This is a genomic window from Photobacterium carnosum, from assembly GCF_021236965.1.
GTDB classification, from domain to species: domain Bacteria; phylum Pseudomonadota; class Gammaproteobacteria; order Enterobacterales; family Vibrionaceae; genus Photobacterium; species Photobacterium carnosum.
This window is the reverse complement of the sequence record NZ_WMDN01000003.1, coordinates 1-25,819: the sequence shown is the minus strand read 5'-3', so window position 1 is coordinate 25,819 and position 25,819 is coordinate 1. Positions and strand designations below refer to the sequence as shown.

The window sequence follows — 25,819 nt, the reverse complement described above, 5'->3', positions numbered from 1 at the left end:
CACAGTGATAAAGAAAACAACAATTATCACTCTGTAATAATCATTAAAAGGATTTTAAAATGAAATTACTCGCTATTATTAGCACATTAGGCGGAATACTTTGCTCAAGCTTCGCTACGGCCGCTGACACTTTTATCTCGATAGGTACGGGTGGTCAAACGGGTGTTTATTACATTGCAGGACAATCTATTTGTCGATTTGTAAACCGCACAACGGATACTCACCACATCAAATGTAATGCCCCAACCAGTGGTGGTGGTGTGGCTAACGTAAATGGCCTGCGCAGCCATGAATACAACTTTGGCATTATGCAATCTGATCATCAGTTTAAAGCGCTTAACGGATTAGCCCCTTTTCAAGATCATGGCAAAATGCCCGCTATTCGTGCGGTTTTCTCTCTACAAAGTGAAGTGTTTACCATTCTTGCTCGTGAAGATTCAGGTATTAAGACCTTTGACGATTTAAAGAATAAGCGAGTGAACTTAGGCAATCCAGGTTCAGGACAACGTGATACGTTTGAGCAGATTTTAACGGTTAAAAATTGGAATAGTGATATTTTCAGTCTGGTTTCTGATCTCAAACCAGCCGAACAAGCGCCTGCAATGAGTGATAATAAAATTGATGCGATGAGCTACTTTGTTGGTCACCCAAACGGCGCGATTCAAGAAGCTTCTACCACAACAGATACCCGTTTAATTGCGGTTACAGGCCCTGAGATTGATGCACTATTAAAAGAAAAGAGCTATTTCACTAAAGCGATTATTCCTGGTGGTATGTACCGTGGTAACCCAAATGATACCGTTTCTATTGGTGGTAAAGCGGTGTTATCAACCAATGCCGATACTGATCCCGAAATGGTGTATCAATTAGTGAAATCAGTCTTTACTAACATGGATCGTTTCAAACGCTTACATCCTGCTTTTGCTGAACTAAAAGAAACCGATATGATAAAAACCGGTTTAACCGCGCCGCTACATGATGGCGCTATTCGCTACTACAAAGAACGTGGCTGGATGTAAATTCCACCGCCAAGCGAGATAGTCACTTATCTCGCTTACCCTTCTTTTTTACTAATGAAAATACATAGCATGCCATTGCTTTAATAACGTTTTCTGTTTTCATTAGTGTTAACAAGTAAGTGAAGACTTATGACTCAACATAATCTAATACTCGATAACCCGCTTTCAACAGAAGATCTGATTGCGAAAGATGTCGGCGCGCGTTTACCGACAGGAATGATGGCAAAAGTTATTACCTTTTTAGCTATTTCATGGTCACTGTTTCAATTGTGGATCGCATCCCCACTGCCTTTTATTATTGGTCTCGGGGTTTTTAATGACACCGAAACTCGCGCTATTCACTTAGCCTTTGCGCTTATTCTTGCCTTTTTAGTCTTTCCTGCCAGACACTCTTCAGCCACAGATCGGGTACCTTATAGTGATATTGCTTTAGGGATGATTGCGGCAGCTACCTCATTGTATTTATTTGTTATGTATAATGAATTAGCCCAGCGCCCCGGCAGTTTAACCCAATTTGATTTAGTCATTGCGTGTATTGGCTTACCGTTATTACTAGAAGCTGCCCGACGAGTCTTAGGCCCAGCTTTACCTCTTATTGCACTAGGCTTTATTGGTTATAGTTTTGCGGGCCCTTGGATGCCGGGATTACTCGCCCATCGCGGTGTACAATTTGCTTCACTTGCGAATCATCAATGGATCACCACTGAAGGCGTATTTGGAATCGCACTTGGGGTATCCACCAGCTTTGTTTTTTTGTTTGTGCTATTTGGCGCTTTACTTGAGCGTGCAGGTGCTGGGCATTATTTTATTCAATTAGCCTTTAGTTTATTAGGTCACCTTCGAGGCGGACCAGCAAAAGCTGCCGTGGTCGCATCGGGGTTAACAGGCTTAATATCTGGCTCATCAATTGCTAACGTTGTTACAACTGGTACTTTTACTATTCCAATGATGCGCAAAGTCGGATTTAGCAAAGAAAAAGCAGGCGCAATAGAAGTTGCATCTTCGGTAAACGGGCAAATTATGCCTCCTGTTATGGGCGCTGCGGCTTTTTTAATGGTCGAATATGTCGGCATTCCTTATATCGACATTATTAAGCATGCATTTTTACCTGCGGCTATTTCATACATTACTCTGCTTTATATTGTTCACTTAGAAGCCCTAAAGTTAGGAATGACCGCAATTGAACCTAAGCACCATAAACCGTGGTTAGTGCGTTTAACCAGTTTTAGTTTTGGGTGTTTGTTGGTCAGTGGTTTTTCGTTAACTATCTATTATGGCTTAGGATGGATCAAACCGTTATTAGGTAATTATGCAGCTTATGCCATTGGCGGATTATTAATTGCAGTTTATCTCGGTTTACTCAAAGTAGCCGCCACTCACCCACCATTACCGGCTGATGATCCTGATGCGCCCTTGGATGAATTGCCAGAAACACGCAGCGTCTTATTAGCAGGGTTACATTTTATTTTACCTGTCGTGGTATTAGTGTGGTGTTTAATGGTCGAGCGTTTATCTCCAGGACTATCAGCTTTTTGGGGCTCGGTAATGTTGGTTGGTATTATCATCACTCAACGTCCGCTACTAAGTTTATTACGTAAAGACGGTTATCATTATGGCAATTTCAATGACGGCAAAAATGATCTGATTGAAGCCTTAATTGCAGGCTCACGTAATATGATAGGAATAGGTATTGCCACTGCTACCGCGGGAATTATAGTCGGTGCTGTTTCTCAAACAGGTGTGGGTTTAATTCTAGCAGATTTAGTTGAAATGCTATCAATGGGCAATTTAATGCTGATGCTAATTTTATCCGCACTATTAAGCCTTATACTTGGTATGGGACTGCCAACTACCGCTAACTATATTGTGGTCTCAAGCTTATTAGCGCCCGTTATTGTAACGCTAGGTCAGCAAAATGGCTTAATTGTACCGTTAATCGCTGTACATCTATTTGTGTTCTACTTTGGTATTATGGCGGATGTAACTCCTCCGGTTGGATTAGCCTCATTTGCCGCTGCCGCCGTATCAAAAGGCGATCCAATAAAAACCGGTATCACCGCGTTTTATTACAGCTTACGAACCGCCGCATTACCGTTTTTGTTTATCTTTAATACTGATTTATTACTGATCGATGTCACTGTAACCCATGGTATTATTATCTTTATTATTGCAACCATTGCGATGCTTATTTTTGCGATGGCAACCCAAGGCTGGTTTATTACTCGTAATCGTTGGTATGAAAATATCGCGTTATTATTGATCTCATTTACTCTATTTCGTCCCGGTTTTTGGCAAGACTTAATAGTGGATCCTTTTCAAAATATCGCGCCAACACACTTAGTAAAAACCCTTGATACTCTACCTGCTGGCAATGTTATTCGAATGCGAATGGCTGGTGAAGATGCGATTGGTAAACACCGAGAGTTTAGCGTGTTATTTACCGTTCCTAAGGGTAATACCGGCCAACAAAAACTGACAAATATTGGTATTGAAACCTATCAAAGCCAAGGCAAGACATTGATTGACATGGTAACTTTTGGCAGCCCTGCCGCTAAAGAACAATTACAATTTGATCAACAGATTCTCGATATTAGAGTCCCAGTAGAACGCTGGCGTAAAGAATGGTTTTGGCTACCTGCAATATTATTATTTGGGATAATAATTCAAAATCAGCGTCGACGTTTACTGTCAGCACCAGTAGCAAAAACACCACAAAAATCCGCCATCGTATAAACAAAAAAAAGCCGATCATCTGATCGGCTTTCTATTGTCTATTTTTAAAATTTTAAAGCATTACATTAGCTATTTTTAGCGTGTTGTAAACGACGTTCTCTTTGGCCTTTAATCACCAAATAGATGCCCACTAAAATAAATGGAATACTTAATAACTGACCGGTATTAATCACCATATCGGTTGAGTAATCCGCTTGGTGTACTTTAATAAATTCTAGTAAGAATCGTACTGTCATCACCAAGACTAAGAACCAACCCAACAGCAATCCTTTATACTTACCGATATCGGTTTTTCTATATAAAGCAAATAATAAGAAGAATATTGCTAAGTAAGAAAAGCCTTCATAAAGCATAACCGGATGACGTGGTATTAAATCAACACGTTCAAACACAACCGCCCATGGCAAATTACTTGGGGTGCCTAAGATTTCCGAGTTAAAGAAATTACCAAAACGGACAAAGAAACCAAACAATGCGGTTGCTATTGCTAATCGATCAAGAAGCCACATACGGTCAATAGCATACTTTTTACTGTAATAGTAAACCGCAATGATTAAACCTAAACCACCACCATGACTGGCAAGTCCACCTTCCCATACAGCAAAAATTTTCGCTGGATGTGCCCAGTAGTAATCTGGATCGTAGAACACCACATGAAATAATCGAGCGCCAACAATGATACCGACCACGGCATACATAAGTAATGAATCTAAGCTTTCAATTGGCTTATTTTCACGTTCATAAATTGACTTCATAACTTGGAAGCCAAACGTAATAGCGAGCGCAAATAGCACGCCATACCAATGTATCTTTAAACCAAAGAATGACACTAGTATTGGATTAACATCCCAAACAAAATGATTCAAACAAGATTACCTTCTGAGTGAACAATAGCCAAAAATAACAAATGCTATCGATAATGATTACAGATTAGCAAGAAAAACCAGTGGGGTGAATAAACCGCAGCTTAATTTATCAAACTATTTATAATAAATACGGTTAATAATACAGCACAAAAAAAGCACTGAGCAATATAGTAAACATATTAACGCACTATATTTGTCATTTTATGCGCTAATTACCCCTTTAAATAACAATTAATACTTGACCTCAAACTACAATTATCGCATATAATAATAACTTAACTTTAATTAAAGGCTCAAGATGTATATTAAACGTCTTCGCACAATTTGGATTACAAGCTTTACGCTTATAGCATTATTGCTATCAAGTGTTGCTTCCAGTGCGCCTTTAATGTCGATAAAAATGCTCAGCATGAATAATTCAATGATGATAATGTCATCAACGATGGATTGCTGTGATGATGAATCAATGACATCTCATGAACACCATCAAGCACAACAATCGGCAGCACATTGCGATAAAATGGGTGGCGTTGATAATTGTTGCTCTATCGCATGTTTAAGTAATATTGCTTTTCTCCCGAGCCAATTTGAAAACTTATCTCAGCCATCAAATCTGACGCTCATCGCTATAGAAAAAACACACCAATTAAATACTACCACGCCAACGTTATATCGCCCTCCAATAGCATAAATCCGTTTAATCTATTTTTACTCACGACATCATTATTGTCCGTGATAGATTAATTGTATCTTATGATCTGTATTTAATTATTTTGCAGCAGATCTAAGATCACCATAAGCCTTATTTAATTCAATGACTGTTCTAAACCGTTATTACTTAATTAACTACGTAATAATAATTAGATCATCACTAATATTGTTTTATATTCGCTTGTGGAAGATTGGATTACGTTATGAACGTTACAACTTCTATGTTAGTGCTGATTGCCAGTGCTAGCGCAATAACACCGGTAACACTGCTTGCGTCACCATTAACAACTGCGTCGGCAAAAACTGAGCAATCGCAACAATTAACACAACTGATCACTAAAGCGATTAAAAACGATGCCAATATGGCGCAAATTAGTGCTCAACAGCGTGCAATGCAAGAAACCAGTTTAGGCACTAACAGCTTACCTGATCCCAAATTAAAACTGGGTATTGGTGGTTTGCCAACGAACAGTTTTTCTCTAAATACTGATCCAATGACCACATTATCGATTGGTTTAATGCAACAATTTGACCGTGGTGACACCCTTGATTTACAACAACAAAAAGGTGATATCCAAGCAACAGCTATTGGTATTCAACATGCGGTTCGTGAACTTGATATTACCAATAAAATGACCCAATTATGGTTAGAATTAGGCTATCAACAATCAGTTTATCGTACCTTACAACGTAACCACCGCCTTATAACGGAATTAGCCAATTTCACCAAGACTAACTACGCTATCGGTAGCGGTGAGGCACAAGATTTACTCCAAGTTCAACTGCAAGTCGTCAAAATAGAAGACAAATTACAAACAAACCGACAAACACAACATCGTATCATGGCACAACTGTCTGAATGGCTGGGCGCTGATTGGCTCACAACGCAAACAATAATCAAAGCATCAAACCAGTTATCTTGGCAACATCTTAACCAATTAATGCCGCGTTTAACCGCCACTACCCAACATTATTCATTACTGAAACAACACCCACTGGTACTTATTGCCAATAGTGCTATTTCTGCAAATGAAACCCAAGTCGCCATTAGCCAACAAGCCTATAAACCTCAATTTGGCATTGAAGTTATGTATGCCTCTCGCCAAGCCAATGGTATGTCTGGCAAACCAGCCTCTGATCTGGTGAGTGCCTATCTCACCATGGATCTGCCGCTGTTTACAGATAACCGTCAAGATCACCATTATGCGGCTGCGCAATATCAAGTGGGAGCGGCAAAATCACAACGTGATCTATTGCTCAATCAAATGAACGCCAAGGTAAATGCCTTACTGGTTGAACGCGATAATTTAAGCCAGCGCTTATCGCGTTATACAACCACCCTTCTGACTCAAGCTAAAGCACGTACACAAGCTGTAGAACGGGGCTATCAAAATAATACGGCGCAGTTTAATAATGTGATCACCGCAGCCACTGATGAGCTTACCTTAGTCATTGAACAAGCACGGATTATTACCGACTTAAACATTACTAACAGCAATTTAGCCTCATTAATCAATGGTTTTGATGTTCAACCACAATCGTTGCAGCTTCAGCATTCAACAACCATCAATAATAATAATCAATAAGTAGGTAATACCATGACGTCAAAAAATACGCTCAAAATTGCGACAGTTGCCTTACTTATTGGTGCTGCTATTGGTGTAACTATTACACATTATCTATCGCGTCATTCAGCATCAATGACCACAGCTGAAACAACAACGACCAATAATGATCCGTTATATTGGGTAGCCCCAATGGATCCTAATTACCAACGTGATAAACCGGGTAAATCACCAATGGGCATGGATCTCATTCCTGTTTATGCGGAAAAAACCACAGCAAAAGAAAATGTTGCAGGTACGGTAATTATTGATGCTGCGGTTGAAAATAACTTAGGTGTAAAAACAGCAGCAGTCATTAAGCAAAAACTTGAACCCAAAATAAATACCATCGGTTATGTTGCTTTTGATGAAAGTCATCTTTGGCAAACTAATATTCGTGTCAGTGGTTGGGTTCAAAAATTATACGTCAATGCTGTCGGTGAACATGTACATAAAGGCGATGTATTATTTACCCTTTATTCGCCTGAATTAGTTAAATCTCAGCAAGAATTACTTAATGCTTATCGCACTGGTCGTAGTGGTTTAATGCAAGGTGCCCGTGATCGTTTAGCCGCACTTGGGGTCGACAAACAACAAATTAAACATATTATCAAAACGGGGAAAGCAACGAAGACCATCGAAGTCAAAGCTATCGCTGATGGTGTTATTGCGAGTTTAAATATTCGTGAAGGTGGGTATTTATCACCCGCACAAGCCGCTATTAGTGCGGGACCTTTAAATGAAGTCTGGGTTAATGCTGAAATATTTGAACGCCAAGCACATTGGATAACCGCTGACAGTAAAGCCACCATGACATTAGATGCGATCCCCGGCCAACAATGGCAAGGCAAAGTTGATTATGTTTACCCTATTCTAGATCCCAAAACACGTACATTACGGATGCGGTTAAAGTTTGCTAACCATAATGAGCAATTAAAACCCAATATGTTCGCCAACATCACCCTAACCCCGATAACCGAAAAAGCCGTTCTCACTATCCCGACTCAAGCCGTGATTCGATCAGGCAATATGACCCGCGTTGTACTCGCTGAAGGTAATGGAAAATACCGATCAGTAAAGATCCGTATTGGTCGTGAAGCCGATAATCTCGTGGAAGTTATCGCAGGATTAACGACCGCAGATCGTATTGTCACGTCAGCACAATTTATGCTTGATTCAGAATCAAATAAAACGGCTGATCTCTCACGTATTAATGGTGTCGACAGTGTCGATAAAGCAATCGCCGTCACTTGGGCTCAAGGAGAGATCACTGCGATCAATGCTGATCAAACAATATTAACCATCAACCACCAGCCAGTCAGTGCTTGGAATTGGCCTGCGATGACGATGGATTTTAATATTGATAAAAATATAAAAATTAAAGACTTAGTAGTAGGTCAACAGATTAAATTTGAACTACAAAAAACAGCAGATAATCAATATAGCATCATTGATTATAAAAAACAGAAGCACAATATTGCCAATGAAGTATGGGTAAATGGTGATATCTCAATGTTAATGCCTGCATTTAATATGATCACGGTTAACCACCAAGCAGTACCTGAATGGAAATGGCCTGCGGGTGAAATGAATTTCACCGTCGACGATAGTATTGCATTAACCGATCTTAAACAGGGGCAATCGATTCGGTTTAAGCTGATTAAAAATGGCAGTGATTACACTCTGCAAGATATTAAACCAATGGAGAATAAATAATGATCCCTGCTATAATTCGTTGGTCAATCAATAACCGTTTATTGGTATTAATTGCGGCCTTATTTTTAACCGTTGCTGGCTTATACAGCGTTAAAAATACCCCCGTCGATGCCCTGCCGGATCTGTCTGATGTTCAAGTCATCATTAAGACCAGTTACCCAGGTCAAGCACCACAAGTGGTCGAAGATCAAGTCACTTACCCATTAACAACAGCTATGTTAGCCGTACCGGGCGCTGAAACGGTCCGTGGCTATTCTTTCTTTGGCGATTCCTATGTCTATATTATCTTTAATGATAAGACTGACATGTATTGGGCTCGCTCTCGTGTACTTGAATATTTAAGCCAAGTTGCACCTAAGTTACCCGCCAATGCAAAACCGACCTTAGGACCAGATGCGACTGGGGTTGGCTGGATTTATAGTTATGTATTACAAGATAAAACAGGTAAGCATGATTTAGCCGAATTACGTAGTTTACAAGATTGGTTTCTAAAGTATGAACTTCAAACTGTTGCAGGTGTTTCTGAAGTTGCAACCGTTGGTGGTATGGTCAAACAATACCAAGTTCAAATCGATCCTTCCAAACTACGGGCCTATAACCTCACGTTACAGCAAGTGAATATGGCGATTCAAAACGGCAACCAAGAAACCGGTGCTTCCGTTATTGAAATGGCTGAAGCCGAACATATGGTGCGTACTACAGGTTATTTAACCAATATCGAGGACATAAAATCACTGCCATTAAAAGTAACCAAAAATGGTACGCCACTGTTACTCGGGGATATTGCAGATATTAACATTGGTCCGCAAATGCGCCGGGGTATTTCTGAATTTAATGGTGAAGGTGAAGCTGTCGGTGGCATTATTGTGATGCGCTTTGGCGAAAATGCCAGTCAAGTCATCGCCAACGTCAAGACTAAACTGGCACAGTTACAACAAGGCTTACCAGCAGGTGTTGAGATTGTAGCCACTTATGATCGCTCAACATTAATTAACCATGCGGTGAAGAATCTGTGGCAAAAACTCGCTGAAGAATTCCTTGTGGTTGCTATCGTCTGTGCACTATTTCTATTCCACATTCGTTCTTCATTAGTAATAGCGATTAGCTTACCGATTGGTATTTTATCTGCTTTTATCATCATGCATTGGCAAGGTATTAATGCCAATATCATGTCACTAGGCGGTATCGCTATTGCAATCGGCGCAATGGTTGACGGTGCGATTGTGATGATAGAAAACGTGCATAAACACATTGAACGTACCCCACTTACCGATGAAAACCGTTGGCAAGTAATAGGTAAAGCGGCAGAAGAAGTTGGTACACCCTTATTCTTCTCATTGCTGATCATTACCTTAAGTTTTGTTCCCGTGTTCGCGCTCCAAGGACAAGAAGGCAAGATGTTCTCGCCATTAGCATCAACTAAAACCTACGCGATGGCAGCAGCGGCAGGCTTAGCGATTACTTTAGTCCCCGTATTAATGGGCTATTTTATTCGCGGTAAAATTTTACCTGAACATAAAAACCCCGTGAACCGTGCTGTGATTGCACTTTATCGACCATTATTGAATATAAGTCTTAAGTTTCCAAAAACAATCATCGTTATTGCGGTGTGTTTAATGGCTTCTTCATACTACCCATTAACAAAACTTGGCAGTGAATTTATTCCACCGTTAGACGAAGGTGATTTAATGTATATGCCAACTACCTATCCGGGGATCTCTATCGGTAAGGCTCGTCAGTTATTACAACAAACCAATAAACTGATTAAAACAGTACCAGAAGTCGCTACAGTTTGGGGTAAGGTTGGTCGAGCAGATACAGCAACCGATCCTGCACCATTAACCATGATAGAAACCGTGATCCAATTCAAGCCACGAGATCAATGGCGAAAAGGTGTTACCACTGAGTCTTTACGCAAACAATTAGATAAATTGATCCAATTTCCAGGATTAACTAACGCATGGGTGATGCCGATCAAAACCCGTATTGATATGTTAGCGACGGGCATCAAAACACCCATTGGGATCAAAATCGCAGGCCCAGATCTAAAGGTTATCGAAAAGATCGGTGCAGAACTTGAACCTATTCTAAAAAACATTAAGGGAACAACCTCGGTTTATGCCGAACGTGTTGCCGGTGGCCGTTATATCACGGTTGATATTAATCGCCGCCAAGCTGCGCGTTATGGATTAGCCATTAAAGATATTCAACAAATAGTCTCTACCGCGGTTGGTGGAATGAACGTAGGTGAAACCATTGAAGGCTTAGAACGTTATCCGATTAATGTTCGTTATCCGCAATCCTACCGTGATTCAGCCGCGAAATTAAAAGATCTGCCATTAATTACCCCCAATGGTGCACGAATCGCACTAGCGGATGTTGCGGATATTCGTTACGAAGATGGACCACCAATGATCAAAACTGAAAATGCACGTCCAAATGGATGGGTTTTTGTCGATATTGATCAACGAGATTTAGGTTCTTACGTTGAGGAAGCACAGCAAGTGGTAGCGAAACAATTAAAACTGCCCGCAGGTTATTCATTAACGTGGTCTGGTCAGTATGAATATATGGAACGCGCAAAAGCCCGTTTGAGTATTGTGACTCCAATTACTCTCGCCATTATTATGCTACTGCTTTATTTCAGTTTCCGCCGCGTACAAGAAGTAATCATTATTATGACTACCCTACCATTAGCCATGGTTGGTGGTTTATGGCTGATGTTCATACTTGGATTTAATTTCTCAATTGCCGTTGGCGTTGGCTTTATCGCGCTCTCTGGTGTCGCCGTTGAAATTGGCGTGATTATGTTGGTGTACCTCAATCAATCATGGGCCTTTAAAAAACAAGATGCTCAAGAGCAACAACGTTCATTAACAGCAGATGATTTACAACAAGCCATCAGTGAAGGTGCTGGATTACGTGTACGCCCAGTAATGATGACTGTCTTAACCGTTATCATTGGTTTGATTCCGATAATGTATGGCTCAGGTACGGGCTCTGAAGTCATGCAACGCATTGCCGCACCAATGATTGGCGGAATGGCATCTGCACTGTTACTGACGTTATTAGTATTACCAGCTACCTTCAAGCTTTGGAAAAGTCGCGAGCTTAAGACCAAGACCACAGCATTATTAAATTCATCATCAATTACAAAGGAATGAGTCATGAAAAAAATACTGTTAACTTTAATACTAGCCTTAACAACCACAACAGCGATGGCTGCAATGGACCACGCAACAATGAACCACGCAACAATGGATCATAGTGGTATGGATCATTCACAAATGGACACCAATAAAATGGATCATCAGATGATGAACATGAAAAACATGTCTGATGTGGGAATGCCCGCAATGGGGTCAAAGCCAGATAAAGTGGTATACGTTATTCTTTCTGATGACATGAAAATCACATTTAAAAAACCCGTTGATATCAAGCCTAACGACGTGGTGCAATTTGTGGTAATGAACACAGGTAAAATGGATCATAATTTCACTATCGGCTCAGCAAAAGAACAAGTAAAACATCGAGAAATGATGGTTGAAATGGATCATCGTAATCATGAACATAATCACGATAATGGCAGCAGTATCACCGTTGCACCAGGCAAAGCAAAACATATTCTATGGCATTTCCACGGCGATAAAAATGTTGAACTTTCTTGCAATATGCCTGGTCATGCAGAAGCTGGAATGATGAAAGCAATTACGTTGTAACAAAGTCCGTTATAACGAAGAAAATAATCCCAGCCAATAAAAAAGCAGCTTCAATAGAAGCTGCTTTTAATATTTATTTACAACGAAGACAATTACTTCTCGTCAGTCGTTTCTTCTAGTGATTCAACACCATGAAGATTGATTTGTAGTGCTTGTAAAAAGTTACGCAGCACTTGATCTTTACACTCACGGTAGTGTTTATGATCTACTTTACGGAAAAAAGCACTTAATTCATGCTTGCTTAAACGGAAATCAACTAACTTCAATAAATCAAGCACTTCTTCTGCTTTTAGATTTAGTGCAATTTGTAATTTTTTAAAAATAATATTATTTGTGATTTTCTGCTCTGGCGCAGGCTGAACGCCTTCTTTTTTGCCACGCTTTTGATTAATAAAGCCATTTAAGAAAGTAGCTACTTGCTCATCAGAACAACTTTTATAACCTTCCGCTTCATCGCCTTTTAACCAGCTACATACTTGCTCACGTGTTACTTCACAGTCAGCAGCAGCGAAAATAGCGATCATCTCACTATCAGTTAATTCAAAAGTATAGCGAATACGGCGCAAAACATCGTTATTAGTCACAATTTATCCAATTTAGTATGCTGTGGTTGTAATAATCACAGCGAAATTATCAGCGCAGAATAACAGATAACTCATCGCTATTCACCCGTATCTAGCAGCTTTTATATATCAACAATGCCAATTAATTTACTCTTAGCTGTAATTGATAACTTTCCTAACACCATACCAATGAATAACTTACCATTGAAAATAAATACTCAACTATTGATTAATACTTATCGATATTTTCTTTAGCATATAAAACATCATCAGTATAAGTCATACAAATTATCGAGATAAATAAGAAATTTTCACTATTTACAGCCATAATTAAAGCCAAAACGTATCAATTTACGATTATTACGGAATGGCAGATAAATAATTATGACTATTTCTAATTTCATTAAATATAAATATCAGCTAATTTCTTTATGCCTATTATTAATAAGTTTTCAAATTAATGCCGTTCAACTCGCCCCTCTCGGCGGTTCTAAGTATGTCGGTGATCTAGCAGAACTAGAAAAAAAACGGGTATTACGGGTATTGGTTGCAGCAGATCTGGGTTTTTACTATATAGAAGATGGTATTACTAAAGGTATTATTGCAGACTTATTGCAACATTTTGAGCAAGATATTCGTAAAAAACACCCAGCATTACATCTACAAATTATTCCTGTACACCGAGATAAACTGCTGCCTTATGTCATCAATGGCCTAGGTGATATCGCCATTGCTAATATTACCGTGACGGCTGAACGTAAAAAACGGGTCGCTTTTAGTGAACCTGTCCTTACGAATATTTCAGAAGTACTCATTAACAATAATAAACAACCGCCCTTTAATAAAGTCACCGATTTAAGTGGTCAAACAATCTGGGTCAGAAAAAGTTCAAGTTATCATCAAAGTTTACTCAAAATTAATAATAAATTACGGATGCAAAATTTACCCACAGCATCAATATTATTCATAGATGAAACGCTACAAGACTATGAATTACTGGAACTTATCAATTTAGACCTTCTCAATGCAACCGTCATTGATAACCATAAAATAAAAATCTGGCAACCCATATTAAAAAATATTCGAGTTAATGATAATTTTGTATTACGTAATGATGGTCAAATCGCTTGGGCTATGCGTAAAGACAGTCCCAAACTGATGGCGCTGGTTAATCATTATATTGATACAGTAAAAGAAGGGACATTAATCGGTAATATTATTTACAGTAAATATATTAAGAATCATCGTTGGCTTCATACGCTACTTGATCCTAATAATATTGATAAAATAGAAAATCTATCACCTATATTCTTTCGCTATTCAAAACAATATGACTTTGACTATTTAATGTTAATGGCACAAGGTTTTCAAGAATCAGGGCTTAATCAACATAAAGTATCAAACAAAGGTGCCGTTGGTATTATGCAGGTATTGCCTAGTACTGCGCGTGATCCTAGTGTGGATATTCCTAATATATATACCTCAAAAAATAATATTCACGCGGGTGTGAAATATATGCGTTATCTACAAAATCAATACTTTAGTAGCGATAAAATAGATTACGATAATAAGATTTATCTGTCCTTAGCCGCTTATAATGCTGGGCCTGGTAATATCAATAAAATGCGCCGTTATGCAAAAGAACAAGGTTATAATCCTAATATTTGGTTTAATAATGTTGAACTCATTACCCGTAAACACATTGGATTACAACCGATTGTCTATGTGAATAACATTAATCGTTACTTCATTGTTTATAAGCAAATAATGAAACTTCAACGTTTCCGTGATTCAGGTATTCGCCCTTTTATTCCACCGTATAAATTTGATGCTCCGGTGTTGTTTAAATAACACATTAACTATCATAAGCCATCAATAATCATCATGGTTTATATACATAATGATGATTTATGATTTTAAATTAGGCAGTGATAAATGCTTAGTTCGACGGTCATGCTTATGGAAATACCATAATTTACGGTTTTTGGATAATTTTTTCATTACAACACCTGTAATAAGATTAATAGAGTAGAGATCGTTCTATTATCTATTGATAATGTAAATTAATGCCAGTAACAATCATTGCTCATATTTCCAATATTACATTTTAATATTAATATATTGAATTAATACGCTAGATTAACAATTCTATATATCCAACAAAACAGCCAACACTTAATTTAAACAATTATACTCATAATAAACCATGTTATTTAAATAAATATAAACATTTCAATCAAAAAACTTGAGTGAAATCACAAAATATAATAAATCGTATCACGCCCCTTCATCGTCATCATTATTTTTATCACCATATTCAAACAAATAGCAAGCGATTGCGCAATCGTGGAAAATTAGTTTTTGTCAATTGCAAAAAAAACTACTGGATTAAAAATGCGATATACATCACTTTATCATGGTATGAAATCATTCAGCATACACACATAAACAGATAATAATCACACTGAGCACAATCCAATATGGTCTATTTACACTTTATACTCGGGTTAGTTGTTATTGCAGTATTAGCTTTACTTGCTAGTAATAACCGAAAGGACATCAAATATCGCTATATTATTCAGTTACTTATAATAGAGCTAGCGCTTGCTTACTTCCTTCTCAATTCATCTGCTGGTACAGGTATTGTAAAAGAGTTTGCAGACGCATTTAATGGTTTACTCTCATTTGCAAGTGATGGTACTAATTTTGTGTTCGGTAACTTATCGAATAACAATGATTTTAACTTCTTCCTTAATGTATTAATGCCAATTGTTTTTATCTCCGCATTAATTGGTATATTGCAACATATCAAAGTATTACCTTATATCATTAAAGGATTAGGTTTCTTGTTATCTAAAATAAATGGTATGGGTAAACTAGAATCATTCAATGCGATCAGTGCATTAATGGTTGGCCAGTCAGAAAACTTTATCACTTATAAAAACATTCTAGGCGGAATGTCTGAGCGTCGTATGTACACCCTTGCAGCGACGGCAATGTCAACAGTTTCCATGTCTATCGTTGGCTCATACATGAAGCTTGTCGACCCTAAGTATGTTGTTGCAGCATTGTTTTTAAACATGTTCAGTACTTTTATCATCCTTTCCATTATTAATCCTTATGACCATGAAGCAGAAATGGATATCGATGAAATGATGGCAGCAGAAAGTGGCGCAAAATTAACTTTCTTTGAAATGCTTGGCGAATACATTTTAATGGGCTTTAAAGTTGCAGTGATTGTTGCTGCAATGCTTATTGGTTTTATTGCTCTAATTTCAATGATCAACGCTGGCTTTAGTGCCGCTTTTGGTATCAGCTTCCAAAACTTAATTGGTTACTTGTTCTACCCTGTTGCATGGCTAATGGGTATTCCTGCTCACGAGGCATTACAAGCTGGCAGTATCATGGCAACGAAACTTGTTACTAATGAATTTGTCGCAATGATGGACCTTCAAAAACAAGTCGGTAGTTTATCAGCACATACTGTCGGTACCGTTTCTATCTTCCTTGTTTCATTCGCAAACTTCAGCTCTATCGGCATTATTGCTGGTGCGGTTAAAGGTGTAAACGAAGAAAAAGGTAATATGGTTGCTCGATTTGGCTTACGTTTACTTTATGGTTCAACGTTAGTTAGTATTTTATCTGCATTAATTGCTAACATCATGCTATAGCAGCATCAATTAACCACAGGATTCTTAAATGAATCCTGTGGTTTTTTATCACATAAGAATCAATATCTTCAGCCATTATTACTTCTGCTCATCCTTCTATATACAATCAATTCCACTGCAATTAATTAATTAAGTAATATTAACTTCCAGTTTTAGCCTCTTTAATTTGTATGATAAATAATTTAAATTTTGTATTACTCATTACATAAAATTCGATTTAGCGAAAACATGTCCTGAGCCGATAAATAATCATAACAATGAGGCTTATATGTCAAATAAAATCATCTCAGGTGCAGAGCTTGTCGTTGCAACCCTAAAAGCACACGATGTTCCGCATATTTTTGGTATTCCTGGTGCTAAAATCGATTCCGTGTTTGATGCTATCTGTGATAACGGCCCTGAAATCATTATTTGTCATCATGAACAAAATGCCGCTTTCATGGCCGCAGCGACGGGTCGTTTAACAGGTAAAGCTGGTGTTTGTCTTGCCACTTCAGGTCCTGGTGCATCAAACCTAGTTACTGGTGTTGCTACTGCAAATAGTGAAGGTGATCCTGTTGTTGCCCTTGCTGGTGCGGTTCCACTTTCGATGTATTCCCATAATACGCACCAATCAATGGATACACGTTCTCTGTTTAATCCAATTACTAAGTTTTCCGCTGAAGTAATGGACAGTGCTTCTTTACCTGACGTGGTTCATAAAGCTTTTCGTATTGCAGAACAACCGACTCAAGGGGCAAGTTTTGTTAGCCTTCCTCAAGATGTACTAACTAACCAAATTCCTTTTATTCCAGTACAACAACCGAAGCCAATTTTATTTGGTGGTGCGCACCCACAAGCTATCCGTCAGGCAGCCGATCTTATCAACGCGGCTAAAAACCCAGTATTATTATTAGGTATGGATGCGAGTCAGCCATTTGTTGCTGGTGCCATTCGTCAATTACTTGAGCAGACTAAAATTGCTGTGGTTAACACCTTTGCAGCTGCTGGTGTCATTTCTCATAATTTATATGATTGTTTCCTTGGTCGTGTGGGTTTATTTAAAAACCAACCGGGTGATATTGCATTAAACAATGCTGATTTAATTATTACTATTGGTTATAGCCCAATTGAATACGATCCAATCTTATGGAATAAAGACGGTAAAACACCCATTATCCATGTGGGTTACCAACAAGCTGATTTAGAAGCTAGCTATAATCCTATTTCAGAAGTAGTCGGTGATGTGGCCGTTTCAGTTGCTTCTATTGCCGCTGAATTAGATCAACGTGAATCTCTTGAAAATAATCAAAAATTTCAGGATTTACGTCAAGACTTACAACAAATTATGCGCATGGGTGTAAACAAAACATCGTCAATGGGTGTTCATCCATTGCGTTTTGTGCATGACCTACGTCGATTCGTAAGTGATGATACAACTGTGTGCTGCGATGTAGGCTCTATCTACATTTGGATGGCACGTTATTTCCATAGTTTCGAGCCTCGTCGATTACTGTTTAGTAATGGCCAACAAACATTGGGCGTTGCTTTACCTTGGGCTATCGCAGCATCACTACTGACACCTAATGAAAAAGTTATTTCAATGTCTGGTGATGGTGGTTTCTTATTCTCATCTATGGAATTAGCAACCGCTGTTCGTCATAAATGTAATATTGTTCACTTTGTTTGGACAGATCACAGCTATGACATGGTAAAAATTCAGCAGCTTAAAAAATATGGTCGTGAAAGTGCAGTGAGCTTTATGGGCCCAGATATTGTTAAGTATGCCGAAAGCTTTGGTGCGTATGGTTTAGCAATTAATACTGCTGATGATATTGAACCAGTATTACGTAAAGCAATGGCATTAAGCGGTCCTGTATTAGTTAACGTTAATATTGACTACCGCGATAACAGCCGTATACTTGACCAACTTCACCCTTGCCAACAAGATTAATAGGAAAACATCATGAGTCAGCAACATAGCAACAAAACGTTTTACCAAACTTCAATGATGAGTGCCTTAATTGCAGGTTTATACCAAGGTGATTTTACAATTGGTCAACTACTTGATCACGGCAACTTTGGTATTGGTACCTTTAATGACCTTGATGGTGAAATGATCGTTTTAGGTGATGAAGTCTATCAACTAACCAGTACTGGTGAAGTACATTTAGTTAGTCATGATATTACCACTCCCTTTGCTTCTGTGGTTAATTTTGAACCTACGGAAAAAGTAAGCCTTATTGAACTAACAAAAGCTGAGTTTGAAGCGTGTTTAGAAAAAGATTTTGTTGCTAACAATGCAATTAATGCTATTCGTTTAACGGGTAAATTTTCATACGTTAAAACACGTACCGTTCCAGCACAACATCGCCCTTATCCGCCAATGGTAGAAGTCGTAAAACATCAACCTATTGCAGAAATGACCCATGTCTCAGGCATAATGATCGGCTTTAAGATCCCTGAATACATGATCGGTATTAATGTTCCTGGCTTCCATTTCCATTTCATTAGTGATGATCGTACTCAAGGTGGTCATGTCAGTGACTTTATTTTGACAGAAGGCACCACTGAAGTTGAAATATTTAAAGATTTCCATTTACGCATGCCTGCATCTCAAGAATTTGATCGTGCTGATTTAAATCCTGACGATCTTAAAGCGGCTATCCATACTACCGAAAAATAATCGCTAAGACGTGTTATTTCAAGCCCTGTTATTTATAATAATGGGGTTTTTTTTTACTATTTAAAAAACATTATTGACAATAACCAAGACTATCTCTATTATCTGCGCCAGCTAAAGCAATCGATTACATTACATTGCTTTTTAGCAAAAAAAACGTCATCACAATGCAGCTGATCCCCATCAGTTGTCTTTCTATTTTTATAAATATGAGAGACATTAATTTTGGGATTGATTATGCAAACTAACACATTAACCACCAACACCTCCCCGCGTAACAACAACTGGCAAAACAAAGCTATTTTAAGTGTTGCTTTTTTAATGGCCACAACATCTGTCGGTCCTGGTTTTTTAACGCAAACTGCCGTATTTACCAATATTTATAACATTGATATGGCTTTCCCTGTTTTTGCTTCCATGTTTATTACGTTTGGTATTGTAATGAACTTATGGCGCATCGTTGGTGTTTCAGGCTTACGTATTCAAGATATTGCTAATAAAGTGGCACCAGGCATGGGATATTTCATTGGTATTCTATTAGCGCTTGGCGCTGTTGCTTTCAACTTTGGTAATGTTAGTGGCTCAGCCCTTGGTATGAATGTCCTAGCAGGACTAGATACCACCTGGGGCGCGATTTTTACAGGTGTTATTGGTAGTCTACTTTTTGTTGTTCATAATGCATCAAAGCGTATGGATCAAATGGCACGTTATCTCGGGTTATTAATGATCGTATTAATCGCCTATGTTGCCCTTACCAATTTACCGCCATTAGCACCTACCGTAATGGCTGCGATTGCCCCCTCTGATTTTTCTAACCTTTTATTACCAACCTTAACTATCGTCGGTGGTGCTGTTGGTGGCTATTATACTGGCGCACAACGTTTAATTGATGTGAAATTAACGGGCATTGAAAATACACACAATGTCATCAAAACAGCATGGGCCGGAATATCAATTGCGGTCATTATTCGAATTTTATTATTTTGTGCGATATTAGGTGTTATCACAACTGGAGTAACATTAGATAAATCAAACCCAGCAGCAGACGCATTTCGCCACGGCGCAGGTGATATTGGTTACTTTATTTTTGGCTTAGTCTTATTTGTTGCTTCAATTACTTCGGTAGTTGGTAATTCTTACATGGCTATATCTCTCATAAAAACCCTTTTCCCTATTGTTGCTCGTAATGAAAAAGCATGGTGTGTTGGATTTATAATCTTCACGACCTTAGGCACAGTATTAATGAACATGCCGATTCTATTACTGATGCTAGCAGGTCTAGTCAACAGTATTATTCTACCAATAGTGCTCGCGACAATGCTTGCTGCTACACGCAAACCCAATATTGTTGGCGATTATAAACACCCTCTTTATCTGACCGCTATTGGCATTACTATTGTAATTATTATGAGCTTAGCTAGCCTATCTAATATTAGTGGTTTTATTACTAAATTTATCGGCTAATTAATGGGAGACATCTCACTAAATATGTCTTCCATTTTAATTAATATTTATGTTAATTATCGCATCAAGACATAATCAATAACTATTTAGTTACAAATTAGCATTAAATGTTATTATAAAATCACTAATAGTTGCTATTATATATATGATTTAGTTATATTAGAGCAGCTATATTACTATCATTCTTATACAGTTTGATAAGATATGATTATATCCATAATAATAAAATAAGATGAATCGTTAAAAAATGAATATAAAGATTGAAACTCTTACCTCATTTATTGCTGCTGCCGAATATGGTTCGTTTAGTGCTGCTGCACGACAGCTAAATAAAACTCAAGCTGCAGTTAGCCTCACTATTCAAAATTTTGAACTCGATTTAGGGTTTCAAGTATTTGACCGTTCAAGTAAATGCCCTCGCCTTACAGAAAAAGGGGAACATGTACTAAAAAATGCAAAAATAATGATGGCGCAATATCAAACATTTCTTGAGCGATCATTATCTATTTACCATATGAATGATGTAAAAATAAAAGTGGGGATAGATCCACTGGTTTGTAATGATAAAATACTATCAATAATAAAAAAACTATCCTCTGATTTGCCTAATATTGAATTATTTATTATGCAACAAAATAGTAAACGCTTAGCTGAAGAGATAAAAGCTAAAAACCTTGATATCGCACTGGGTATTTTTGATCATGAAAATAAGATGAATCTAGAATATACCCAAGCATTCAATATCAATGTCAGTTGGGTTGCGACGCAATCTTACCTTGATAAATTTAATGATGGCGCAACAACATTAAGCTACCAAGATTTCTGTCAACAACGTCTATTAATTCCAGCCTCTTTAGATTCTCTACCTTTTGAAGAAGCAAAAGCCGCATTACAATTATGGCATGTTGAAGATATCCATACTATTTTATCATTATGCCGTGAAGATATTGGTATCTGTTGTTTACCTGATTTCGTATTACAACATGATCTTAAGAATGAATTAGTACAAAAACTTAACCTTTCATTCAGTAAAATCACTAGTAATGTATGGTCAGCATCTCTTATTTATCCTATTGGTTCCCAATTAAGTCCTGCTATTCATTGGCTTCAAGGACAATTTACCAATATTGAATCATTTTAAATAATCATTATTTAGCATGAGCACCTCTACTCATGCTATCCCCCCTATCTTTAATAGCGCTTTAATTCTTACTCTATAAGAACACTGCCATTTATCACACTTACTCTCTTTATCCTTTTTTCTGTTTATAAATGTATAGTTATGCAGATTATCTATAGACCTGAATACTGTCATTTTACTAACAATTTATTGCCGTCATTATTTTTTAAAGTATATTTTCGTTCCTGATTATTACTACAGAGTAAAAGTTATTTGTTTTTTACTCTATTGTCATTAAATGAGTTAGCAATATAATAGTCACTCCTGGCTCAACTAAGATATTTTAAAAAAAATACCCTTGTTTAGTTCACAGAACTTGAATTTTGACTGATTTAATTGTCTTATATCAAAGAAATTCATTACATATAAGATATCAGGTAGCGGCCCTACGTATTAGGGCTAATAAAAAATCATTTTGTAGCAACGGATCAGCTCATAGCTTTAATGATGGAAAGACCATCCCCTGAGAATGATGTCTAGGGTTCACTTTTTGAGGTATTCGTTATGTCACGAATCGTTATTGTAGGTGGCGGTGCTGCCGGTATAGAACTATCTACATTGTTAGCTAAAGCTAATCGTAAAAAACATGAAATTATTCTGGTTGAGCCAGAAACTGATCACTATTGGAAACCACGTCTGCATGAAATTGCTGCGGGTACTTTTGACCGTGAGTTAGATTCTGTTTGCTATTTCACTCATGGTGCAATTAACGGTTACCAACATTATCAAGCAGCAATGACTGATATTAACCGTGAAAATAAAATGCTCGCTGTTCGCCGTAATGATGGCACAGAAGCGATGGTTAAATATGATTACCTTGTTGTTGCTGTCGGCGCTGTAAGTAATGATTTTAATACGACAGGTGCACGTGATAACTGTATTTTCCTTGATTCAGCAAGCCAAGCTCGTCATGCATGGAATAAAATCAGTCAATTACTACGTGAAGGTAGTGATCGCACTGTAAATATTGTAGGTGCAGGTGCAACAGGTGTTGAACTTGCAGCAGAGCTTGCTCGTGTAAGCCACAAGCTACAACGTTACAATGCAGCTAAACTAACAATTAACTTAATTGAAGCTGCTGATCGTGTGCTACCAAATAGCCCACTAAAAATGTCAGAAAAAGTATTAAAAGAACTAAAACGTACCAATATTAATGTATTGCTTAATACCCGCATCAGCGAAGTATCAGATCACGGTATGGTAACCGCGGATAATCAACCATTAGAAGCAGATATTCAGTTCTGGGCTGCTGGCGTAAAAGCACCTGACTGGTTAAATGGCATCGGTGGTCTAGAATATAACCGTATGAACCAAATCCTTGTTAATGCAAACTTAACAACAACTGTTGATAACAGCATTTTCTCTTTAGGTGATTGTGCATCAATTCCACAGGCTGACGGTAGCTTTGTACCGCCAAAAGCACAAGCTGCTAACCGCGCTGCAGTGCATTTAACTAAAAGCTTGACCGATTTATTACGCGGTAAAGAACTAACTGATTTTGAATTTAAAGACGGTGGTATGGTTGTCGCTGTTGGTCACCACTTTGCTGTTGGTTCATTTGCACCTCATTCAAAGATGGCAAATAAATTAGTCTTTAAAGGACGGTTAATTCGTCGTCTTTACGATACAATTTTCCGCCTTCACCAACGTACCGTTGAAGGTATGTTTACTGTATCACGTTTAATTATTACTAAACGCTTAAAAGCTTTATTCCAGCCTAACGGCATGTAACAAACATAATAAATATTCGGCTAATCATTATTAGCCGAATATAATACCTAATACCTAATACCTAATACCTAATACCTAATACCTAATACCTAATATTTTATCGTTAATATTCTTTTTATCATAAAATATTTAATACTTTATCCTACTATACATATTAAGATTAATATAATGAAAAAATTCTTTGCTAAGTTATTCGGTAATAATACCGAAGGTTCAACGACATCTTTTATTAAATTGCATCCAGCAATAGATGGTGGAATTAAACCAACTAAAAATACATTTAAAAGTGGTTTAATTAGCTGTCAATGCCGAAGAAATAAAGTTACCGTTAAGTTAAATGGCCAAACTGCTCATAACCACGCTTGTGGCTGTTCTAAATGCTGGAAACCTAAAGGCGCATTATTTTCACAAGTCGCCGTTATTCCAAAAAATAATGTTGAAGTAATCGCCAATGCTAAAAAATTAATCATCGTTGATAAAACAGCAACCATTCAACGTCATGCTTGTAAAGATTGTGGCGTTCATATGTATGGCCGTATTGAAGACACAAACCACCCATTTTACGGCTTAGACTTCGTTCACACTGAACTATCAAGCGAGCAAGGCTGGTCTGCGCCTACGTTTGCCGCATTTGTTTCATCAATTATTGAAACAGGTACTGATCCTAAATCAATGCCAGCAATTCGTGAGCGTTTTGAATCATTAGGTTTAGAAACTTATGATTGCTTATCACCCGACTTAATGGATGCTATTTCAACCCACATTAGTAAAAATAAATAAAATCACCGCTAATTTATTTTCATAAGAACGCCCTTTTAAGTTGTGCCTTACTAGGGCTGTCTACCTTTATTTTCGATTGTTCCTATTTGGTAATAATCAATTACAGTATTCGTTATTGTGGAAAATAAAATTAAGCATAGAATGTACTACATCAACCCAATATCTATTTGTTAATTATTATTTTAATTAATTTTTAATTGTGCTTATACAAATAAATATAATATTTAAAAATGGTCTTTATAATTAATTATAATAAACCTAAAAAATAAATCATCTAATAACAATCCAATAAGAGAAACATTATGTCTATATCTCTACACCCTGCAATTGATAACGGTTTTACTGCAACTAAAGAAAACTTCCAAGGTGGCGTATTAAACTGTAACTGTGAATCAAATACAGTTCGTGTGAAACTATCTGGTCAAACTGCACATAACCATGCTTGTGGTTGTTCTAAGTGCTGGAAACCTGAAGGCGCAGTATTTTCACAAATCGCTGTTATCTCTCGTGACAACGTTGAAGTAATTGCTAACGCAGAAAAGCTTGTTATTATCGATGAGTCTGCAGCAATTCAACGTCATGCTTGTAAAGAATGTGGCGTTCACATGTACGGTCGTATCGAGAATGCTAATCACCCATTCTTCGGTTTAGATTTTGTTCATACAGAACTATCAACTGACAAAGGTTGGTCTGCACCTGAGTTTGCTGCATTTGTTTCATCTATCATTGAAACAGGTACAGATCCTAAAGACATGACGGCTATCCGTGCACGTCTTAACGAACTAGGTCTTAATACATACGATTGCCTATCTCCAGCACTAATGGATGCAATTGCAGCACACGTTTATGCTCAAAGCCAAAAATAAGCATAATAAATAGCTGAATTATTTTATTCTTTAAAAAGCAATATCTTTTGATATTGCTTTTTTTTTATCTAAATTTCATCTCAAATGGTAAAAATAACGGTCATAGTTAAAAGACTAATCCTAGACAATCTATGCCCTCATTTAAAAGTATTTACAATTAATAATAGCTAGATATTCACATCAATAGGTAGTATCGCCTAAAATAAGAACAAACATGAGTAATATCCTATTTACCATGAGAAGATAGACTTATTGTTACCCTTCAGTAATAATGATTTTACAATTTAAGGGATTATCAATTTTTAAGAAACAAATATAATAGCGGCATCAAGTCACAATGATGGTATTAAACCTGTGACTATAATTAACAACGAACACCATGTTTAAACATGGGTCACTTATATTTTAAGAGAGTGAACGATGACTGACAAATTTATCAAATCAAAAGCTGCTATCGCATGGGGTCCTAAACAACCTCTTTCTGTTGAAGAAATTGATGTAATGTTACCTCGTGCTGGTGAAGTATTAGTTCGT

At 37.5% G+C, this 25,819-nt stretch carries 18 protein-coding genes and 1 pseudogene; 17 read left to right on the top strand and 2 right to left on the bottom strand.

The window, feature by feature from the left end; all coding sequences use genetic code 11:
* Positions 1-59: 59 nt before the first annotated feature.
* Together GLP24_RS03640 and GLP24_RS03635 are read left to right on the top strand one after the other, a co-directional pair.
* Entirely contained in the window at positions 60-1,019 is a 960-nt protein-coding gene (locus GLP24_RS03640; protein ID WP_232615543.1) for a TAXI family TRAP transporter solute-binding subunit, read from the top strand.
* A gap of 129 nt (positions 1,020-1,148) precedes the next feature.
* Positions 1,149-3,752, top strand: a complete 2,604-nt coding sequence (locus GLP24_RS03635) for a TRAP transporter permease (RefSeq protein WP_232615542.1) — start codon at positions 1,149-1,151, stop codon at positions 3,750-3,752.
* A gap of 65 nt (positions 3,753-3,817) precedes the next feature.
* Here the strand turns inward: GLP24_RS03635 and lgt are convergent, their stop codons facing one another.
* Entirely contained in the window at positions 3,818-4,618 is an 801-nt protein-coding gene (lgt, locus tag GLP24_RS03630; RefSeq protein WP_045038435.1) for a prolipoprotein diacylglyceryl transferase, read from the bottom strand.
* Between the two features lie 298 nt (positions 4,619-4,916).
* Between lgt and GLP24_RS03625 the strand changes: the two genes are divergently transcribed.
* From GLP24_RS03625 to copI, 5 genes are all read left to right on the top strand, one after another.
* Positions 4,917-5,309: a hypothetical protein gene (locus tag GLP24_RS03625; RefSeq protein ID WP_152654386.1), complete on the top strand. Its 393-nt coding sequence runs from the start codon at positions 4,917-4,919 to the stop codon at positions 5,307-5,309.
* A 223-nt stretch (positions 5,310-5,532) separates the two neighbouring features.
* Entirely contained in the window at positions 5,533-6,915 is a 1,383-nt protein-coding gene (locus GLP24_RS03620) for a TolC family protein (RefSeq protein WP_232615541.1), read from the top strand.
* 12 nt (positions 6,916-6,927) lie between these two features.
* A complete protein-coding gene (locus GLP24_RS03615) occupies positions 6,928-8,649 on the top strand; it encodes an efflux RND transporter periplasmic adaptor subunit (RefSeq protein WP_232615540.1) in 1,722 nt (573 codons plus the stop codon).
* The gene (locus tag GLP24_RS03610; RefSeq protein ID WP_232615539.1) at positions 8,649-11,813 is read left to right on the top strand and encodes an efflux RND transporter permease subunit; all 3,165 of its coding nucleotides are present in this window, start codon (positions 8,649-8,651) and stop codon (positions 11,811-11,813) included. The genes GLP24_RS03615 and GLP24_RS03610 overlap by 1 nt, the downstream gene beginning before the upstream one ends.
* Positions 11,814-11,816: 3 nt before the next feature.
* Positions 11,817-12,368: a copper-resistant cuproprotein CopI gene (gene copI / locus GLP24_RS03605; protein WP_232615538.1), complete on the top strand. Its 552-nt coding sequence runs from the start codon at positions 11,817-11,819 to the stop codon at positions 12,366-12,368.
* 92 nt (positions 12,369-12,460) lie between these two features.
* Here the strand turns inward: copI and GLP24_RS03600 are convergent, their stop codons facing one another.
* A complete protein-coding gene (locus tag GLP24_RS03600) occupies positions 12,461-12,952 on the bottom strand; it encodes a YehS family protein (RefSeq protein WP_101768900.1) in 492 nt (163 codons plus the stop codon).
* Between the two features lie 363 nt (positions 12,953-13,315).
* Here GLP24_RS03600 and GLP24_RS03595 point away from each other — a divergent pair, with 363 nt between their 5' ends.
* The 10 genes and pseudogenes from GLP24_RS03595 to GLP24_RS03550 all read left to right on the top strand — a co-directional run.
* Complete coding sequence (locus GLP24_RS03595; RefSeq protein WP_232615537.1) at positions 13,316-14,782, top strand: MltF family protein; 1,467 nt, start codon at positions 13,316-13,318, stop codon at positions 14,780-14,782.
* Between the two features lie 629 nt (positions 14,783-15,411).
* A complete protein-coding gene (locus GLP24_RS03590) occupies positions 15,412-16,602 on the top strand; it encodes a NupC/NupG family nucleoside CNT transporter (protein ID WP_232615536.1) in 1,191 nt (396 codons plus the stop codon).
* Positions 16,603-16,870: 268 nt separating this feature from the next.
* Positions 16,871-18,535 carry an acetolactate synthase AlsS gene (gene alsS, locus GLP24_RS03585; RefSeq protein WP_232615535.1) on the top strand — a complete coding sequence of 555 codons (1,665 nt, stop codon included), beginning with the start codon at positions 16,871-16,873 and terminating at the stop codon, positions 18,533-18,535.
* Between the two features lie 12 nt (positions 18,536-18,547).
* Positions 18,548-19,267: an acetolactate decarboxylase gene (gene budA, locus GLP24_RS03580; protein WP_221944915.1), complete on the top strand. Its 720-nt coding sequence runs from the start codon at positions 18,548-18,550 to the stop codon at positions 19,265-19,267.
* A gap of 234 nt (positions 19,268-19,501) precedes the next feature.
* A complete protein-coding gene (locus tag GLP24_RS03575) occupies positions 19,502-20,728 on the top strand; it encodes an NRAMP family divalent metal transporter (RefSeq protein ID WP_101768895.1) in 1,227 nt (408 codons plus the stop codon).
* Positions 20,729-20,975: 247 nt separating this feature from the next.
* On the top strand, positions 20,976-21,869 hold the full coding sequence (locus GLP24_RS03570; protein WP_101768894.1) for a LysR family transcriptional regulator: 894 nt from the start codon (positions 20,976-20,978) through the stop codon (positions 21,867-21,869).
* 543 nt (positions 21,870-22,412) lie between these two features.
* On the top strand, positions 22,413-23,639 hold the full coding sequence (locus tag GLP24_RS03565) for an NAD(P)/FAD-dependent oxidoreductase (RefSeq protein WP_101768893.1): 1,227 nt from the start codon (positions 22,413-22,415) through the stop codon (positions 23,637-23,639).
* Positions 23,640-23,807: 168 nt separating this feature from the next.
* Positions 23,808-24,419: an S-(hydroxymethyl)glutathione synthase gene (gfa, locus tag GLP24_RS03560; protein ID WP_101768892.1), complete on the top strand. Its 612-nt coding sequence runs from the start codon at positions 23,808-23,810 to the stop codon at positions 24,417-24,419.
* A 302-nt stretch (positions 24,420-24,721) separates the two neighbouring features.
* Positions 24,722-25,285 (top strand): S-(hydroxymethyl)glutathione synthase, encoded by a 564-nt coding sequence (gfa, locus tag GLP24_RS03555; RefSeq protein WP_101768891.1) that lies wholly within the window; start codon positions 24,722-24,724, stop codon positions 25,283-25,285.
* A 420-nt stretch (positions 25,286-25,705) separates the two neighbouring features.
* Positions 25,706-25,819, top strand: a pseudogene (locus tag GLP24_RS03550) (S-(hydroxymethyl)glutathione dehydrogenase); the annotation flags it as partial.

Excerpts from the sequence above, each read along its gene's own strand:
- alsS (WP_232615535.1), top strand. The coding sequence starts at position 16,871 with ATGTCAAATAAAATCATCTCAGGTGCAGAGCTTGTCGTTGCAACCCTA.
- gfa (WP_101768892.1), top strand. The coding sequence starts at position 23,808 with ATGAAAAAATTCTTTGCTAAGTTATTCGGTAATAATACCGAAGGTTCA.
- gfa (WP_101768891.1), top strand. The coding sequence starts at position 24,722 with ATGTCTATATCTCTACACCCTGCAATTGATAACGGTTTTACTGCAACT.
- GLP24_RS03635 (WP_232615542.1), top strand. The coding sequence starts at position 1,149 with ATGACTCAACATAATCTAATACTCGATAACCCGCTTTCAACAGAAGAT.
- GLP24_RS03640 (WP_232615543.1), top strand. The coding sequence starts at position 60 with ATGAAATTACTCGCTATTATTAGCACATTAGGCGGAATACTTTGCTCA.
- GLP24_RS03565 (WP_101768893.1), top strand. The coding sequence starts at position 22,413 with ATGTCACGAATCGTTATTGTAGGTGGCGGTGCTGCCGGTATAGAACTA.
- GLP24_RS03620 (WP_232615541.1), top strand. The coding sequence starts at position 5,533 with ATGAACGTTACAACTTCTATGTTAGTGCTGATTGCCAGTGCTAGCGCA.
- budA (WP_221944915.1), top strand. The coding sequence starts at position 18,548 with ATGAGTCAGCAACATAGCAACAAAACGTTTTACCAAACTTCAATGATG.
- GLP24_RS03615 (WP_232615540.1), top strand. The coding sequence starts at position 6,928 with ATGACGTCAAAAAATACGCTCAAAATTGCGACAGTTGCCTTACTTATT.
- copI (WP_232615538.1), top strand. The coding sequence starts at position 11,817 with ATGAAAAAAATACTGTTAACTTTAATACTAGCCTTAACAACCACAACA.
- GLP24_RS03590 (WP_232615536.1), top strand. The coding sequence starts at position 15,412 with ATGGTCTATTTACACTTTATACTCGGGTTAGTTGTTATTGCAGTATTA.
- GLP24_RS03595 (WP_232615537.1), top strand. The coding sequence starts at position 13,316 with ATGACTATTTCTAATTTCATTAAATATAAATATCAGCTAATTTCTTTA.
- GLP24_RS03570 (WP_101768894.1), top strand. The coding sequence starts at position 20,976 with ATGAATATAAAGATTGAAACTCTTACCTCATTTATTGCTGCTGCCGAA.
- GLP24_RS03575 (WP_101768895.1), top strand. The coding sequence starts at position 19,502 with ATGCAAACTAACACATTAACCACCAACACCTCCCCGCGTAACAACAAC.
- GLP24_RS03625 (WP_152654386.1), top strand. The coding sequence starts at position 4,917 with ATGTATATTAAACGTCTTCGCACAATTTGGATTACAAGCTTTACGCTT.
- GLP24_RS03610 (WP_232615539.1), top strand. The coding sequence starts at position 8,649 with ATGATCCCTGCTATAATTCGTTGGTCAATCAATAACCGTTTATTGGTA.